The organism is Stenotrophomonas sp. 3diitr2024 (assembly GCF_042136455.1).
In the GTDB taxonomy this organism is placed as follows: domain Bacteria; phylum Pseudomonadota; class Gammaproteobacteria; order Xanthomonadales; family Xanthomonadaceae; genus Stenotrophomonas; species Stenotrophomonas sepilia.
The window spans coordinates 1-3,336 of the sequence record NZ_JBHHMJ010000082.1; the positions used below are offsets into that span (position 1 = coordinate 1).

The following is a 3,336-nucleotide window of genomic DNA, read 5'->3' on the forward strand; positions in this document are numbered from 1 at the left end:
GGCACCCACCCAAGCGGAATCGGAAACGCCGGGCGATGCCCGGCGTTTCCATTTCCGCCGCATGGCATCATCGCCGGATGCCTCTTTCGATCTTCCTGCTGGTTCTCGCCGCTGCGGCACTGCATGCCAGCTGGAATGCGATCGTCAAGCGCGGGCCGGACAAGTTCCTCGGCACCGTGCTGGTCACCGGCAGCGCCGCGCTGCTGTCGGCCGCCGCCCTGCCCTTCCTGCCTTTTCCCGCCGCGCACAGCTGGCCCTGGCTGGGCGCATCGGTGCTGTTGCAGGTGATCTATTACGGGCTGGTCGCACGCTGTTACCAGCAGGTCGACATGAGCCTGGCCTACCCGCTGATGCGTGGCAGCGCGCCGATCCTGGTCGCACTGGCGGGCACCCTGCTCGGTGAACCATTGCCCGCTGCAGCGTGGCTGGGTGTGGTGCTGGTGAGCACCGGCATCCTGTGCATGGCAGTGGGTGCGCGTGGCGGCCAACTGCGCCTGCCGCTGCTGACCGCAGCGATGATCGCCACCTACACGCTGGTCGATGCGCAGGGTGCACGGCAGTCCGGCAGCGCGCTCAGCTACACGCTGTGGTTGTTCCTGCTGTCGGGCATTCCGCTGCCGCTGTGGGCGTTGTACACGCGCGGCGGCGCGGTACTGGACTATGCGCGGCAGCATTGGCCGCTGGGACTGGCCGGTGGCGTCGGCACCACCGCCTCCTATGCGATGGCGTTGTGGGCCATGACCCAGGCGCCGGTGGCGATGATCTCGGCGCTGCGCGAATCCTCGATCCTGTTCGCGCTGCTGATCTCGGTGTTCCTGCTGCGCGAACGGATACCACGCGCGCGCTGGCTGGCAGCGTCGCTCATCGTCGGTGGCGTGCTGGCGTTGCGCCTGGCGTGATGGGCGCGTTGGTAGTGCCGGCCGCTGGCCGGCAACCCGTCTGCGTCACAGCGGCGGCATCACCTGCAGGTCGCCGTCGACCAGCTCGATGGCCATCACCACCGCGTCCTCGCGGCCCTGTGCGGCCGGATAGTAACGCGGGCGGCGGCCGATCTCGTTGAAGCCTTCGCTGTGGTACAGCGCCAGCGCCGGCGTGTTGGACGGACGCACCTCCAGGAAGACGCGCTGGGCACCACGGTCGGCGGCCAGTTGCACCATCGCGCGCAGCAGCTGGCGGCCCAGCCCGCGCGACTGTGCCAGCGGGTCGATGCAGATGTTGAGCACGTGCGCTTCATCCGCGGCGATGCTGAGCACGCCATAGCCGACCAGCAGGCCATCGCGCTCCATCGCCAGGCCGGGATAGCCGGCGCGCAGGCAGTCGATGAAGATGCCGCGGGTCCAGGGAAAAGGATAGCCCCGCAGCTCGATCGCCATCACAGCATTGAGGTCGCTCTCGCGCAGCGCACGCAGGCTGACCGGGCCGGGCCGGGTCACCGCGCTCACCGCGCACCCCGCTTGCGCAGGGCACGCAGCTGCGGCCACAGCGCACGCTTGGCGGCCGGGTCACGGCGCAGCTGGTCCAGCGGCCAGCTGTCCATCAGCACCTGCGTCGCCGGGTCGTTCGGGTTGCAGCCGGACGCGCGCAGCAGCGCGATCTGCAGGCGATCGGGCAGGCGTACCACCGGCTGTCGTGCGTTGCCGCTGGGCAGCGGGCGCTCAGCCGCCGGCACGGTATCCGGGGCACTGACCGGCGTTTCGCGGCGCGGCGGAGCCGGGCGTTCCGCGCGTACTGCGGTCGCGGTCGCGGCGCGGGCGTCGCGCGGCGGCACAGCGGCCCGCACCGGCTCCGGTTCCGGCGGGGCAACACTGGCCTCGGCTTCGGCCACGCTCAACTGCAATGCGGCATCCAGCTCGGCAGCCAGCTGGCCGTCGTGATAGACGGTATAGCCCATGGCCTGCAGCCAGGCCTGCTGGGCCGGCGACCACAGCACGGGCAGGTCCTGGCTCACGCGGCCTCGGGCTTCTTGCGCAGGCGCTGCACGGCCCACATCACCGGGCCGGACAGGGCGTACAGGATGCCGACCGCGAACAGCACGCGCGGCAGGTCGATCACCGCGATGGCAATGGCGACCGGCACCAGCGCCAGCACCAGGAACGGCACGCGATCCGAACGGGTGCCCTTGGCCGCGCCGCCCTTGAAGCTCCAGAAACGGATACGGCTGACCATCAGCAGCGCAGCGATGATCGTCACCGCCAGCGCCACGTAGCGCAGCTGGTTGCCATCCCAGCCCAGGTTGCCGTCGGCGAACGCCCAGACGAAGGACATCATCAGGCCCGCTGCGGCCGGGCTGGCCAGGCCAACGAACCAGCGCTTGTCGACCACCGCCACCTGCGTGTTGAAGCGGGCCAGGCGCAGTGCCGCGCAGGCCGCATACAGGAAGGCCACGGCCCAGCCGACGCGGCCGAGCAGCGGATCATCGAACTTCAGCCACGACAGCGACCAGTGGTACATCACCAGCGCCGGGGCCATGCCGAAGCTGACCAGGTCGGCCAGCGAGTCGTACTGCACGCCGAATTCGCTGCTGGTACCGGTCAGGCGCGCCACGCGCCCGTCCAGGCCATCCATCACCGCCGCCACGAACACGGCGATGCTGGCATTGACGAAATCCCCGTTGGCCGCGGCGATGATCGCGTAGAAACCGGCGAACAGGCCGGCGGTGGTGAACAGGTTGGGCAGCAGGTAAATCGTGCGCGAGCGCGGCGGCGGTGTGATCGGGTCCATGGAATCCAGTTTAATCGACTTGCCAGTGCTCGGCGCCAATGCTGCAATCGGCGTTCTACGCCCATTCCGTGGAGTTTGCCATGCGTGCCCTGTCCTGCCTTGGATGCCTGCTGCTATTGGCCAGTGCCAACGCCGTGGCTGGTCCCGTCTACAAATGGAAGGACGCCCATGGCGTGACCCAGTACTCGGAGACCCCACCGGCGGGCAAGAAGTACGAGACCCGCGAGCAGGCCCGCACCCCGCAGGCCGCGGCCAGCACCGAGACCCCGGCCGCGCCGGTTCCCGAGCAGTGCAGCACGGCCCGGGCCAACCTGGCCCTGCTGGACGGCGGTGGCCAGGTGATGCAGGACACCGATGGTGATGGCAAGGCCGATACCCCGTTGACCCCGGAGCAGCACACCGCGCAGAAGGGATTGGCGGAGGCGGCCATCAAGGCTTATTGCCCACCGGCCGGTTAAGGGTATCGGCAGGGCTGCGCCCTGCACCTGCCGAGGCTGCAAGCAACGGCAACGTCAAAAGCGGGCATTCCGTGGAATGGCGGGGCGGTGTCGGATTGCGGGGACGCCGCAAGTACGTCCATGTAGGCTTGGCAGCCGCATCCATGCGGCTGACACC

General features: G+C 69.3%; 5 protein-coding genes. 2 read left to right on the forward strand and 3 right to left on the reverse strand.

Features of this window, described 5'->3' with window-relative positions; genetic code table 11:
- The first annotated feature begins 77 nt into the window (after positions 1 to 77).
- Positions 78 to 899, forward strand: a complete 822-nt coding sequence (locus ABGA94_RS01840) for an EamA family transporter (protein WP_138953191.1) — start codon at positions 78 to 80, stop codon at positions 897 to 899.
- Positions 900 to 944: 45 nt separating this feature from the next.
- Here ABGA94_RS01840 and rimI read toward each other — a convergent pair whose 3' ends face one another.
- Genes rimI through pssA form a run of 3 tightly spaced genes read right to left on the reverse strand, consistent with a single transcriptional unit; the run spans position 945 to position 2,721 of the window.
- Positions 945 to 1,442 (reverse strand): ribosomal protein S18-alanine N-acetyltransferase, encoded by a 498-nt coding sequence (rimI, locus tag ABGA94_RS01845; protein ID WP_005415208.1) that lies wholly within the window; start codon positions 1,440 to 1,442, stop codon positions 945 to 947.
- A complete protein-coding gene (locus tag ABGA94_RS01850) occupies positions 1,439 to 1,948 on the reverse strand; it encodes a hypothetical protein (protein ID WP_005415207.1) in 510 nt (169 codons plus the stop codon). Before ABGA94_RS01850 ends, rimI begins: the two co-directional genes overlap by 4 nt.
- The gene (gene pssA, locus ABGA94_RS01855; protein ID WP_005415206.1) at positions 1,945 to 2,721 is read right to left on the reverse strand and encodes a CDP-diacylglycerol--serine O-phosphatidyltransferase; all 777 of its coding nucleotides are present in this window, start codon (positions 2,719 to 2,721) and stop codon (positions 1,945 to 1,947) included. Before pssA ends, ABGA94_RS01850 begins: the two co-directional genes overlap by 4 nt.
- Before the next feature lie 80 nt (positions 2,722 to 2,801).
- Here pssA and ABGA94_RS01860 point away from each other — a divergent pair, with 80 nt between their 5' ends.
- A complete protein-coding gene (locus ABGA94_RS01860; protein WP_032953917.1) occupies positions 2,802 to 3,179 on the forward strand; it encodes a DUF4124 domain-containing protein in 378 nt (125 codons plus the stop codon).
- Positions 3,180 to 3,336 lie beyond the last annotated feature (157 nt).

Excerpts from the sequence above, each read along its gene's own strand:
- pssA (WP_005415206.1), bottom strand. The coding sequence starts at position 2,721 with ATGGACCCGATCACACCGCCGCCGCGCTCGCGCACGATTTACCTGCTG.
- ABGA94_RS01840 (WP_138953191.1), top strand. The coding sequence starts at position 78 with ATGCCTCTTTCGATCTTCCTGCTGGTTCTCGCCGCTGCGGCACTGCAT.
- ABGA94_RS01860 (WP_032953917.1), top strand. The coding sequence starts at position 2,802 with ATGCGTGCCCTGTCCTGCCTTGGATGCCTGCTGCTATTGGCCAGTGCC.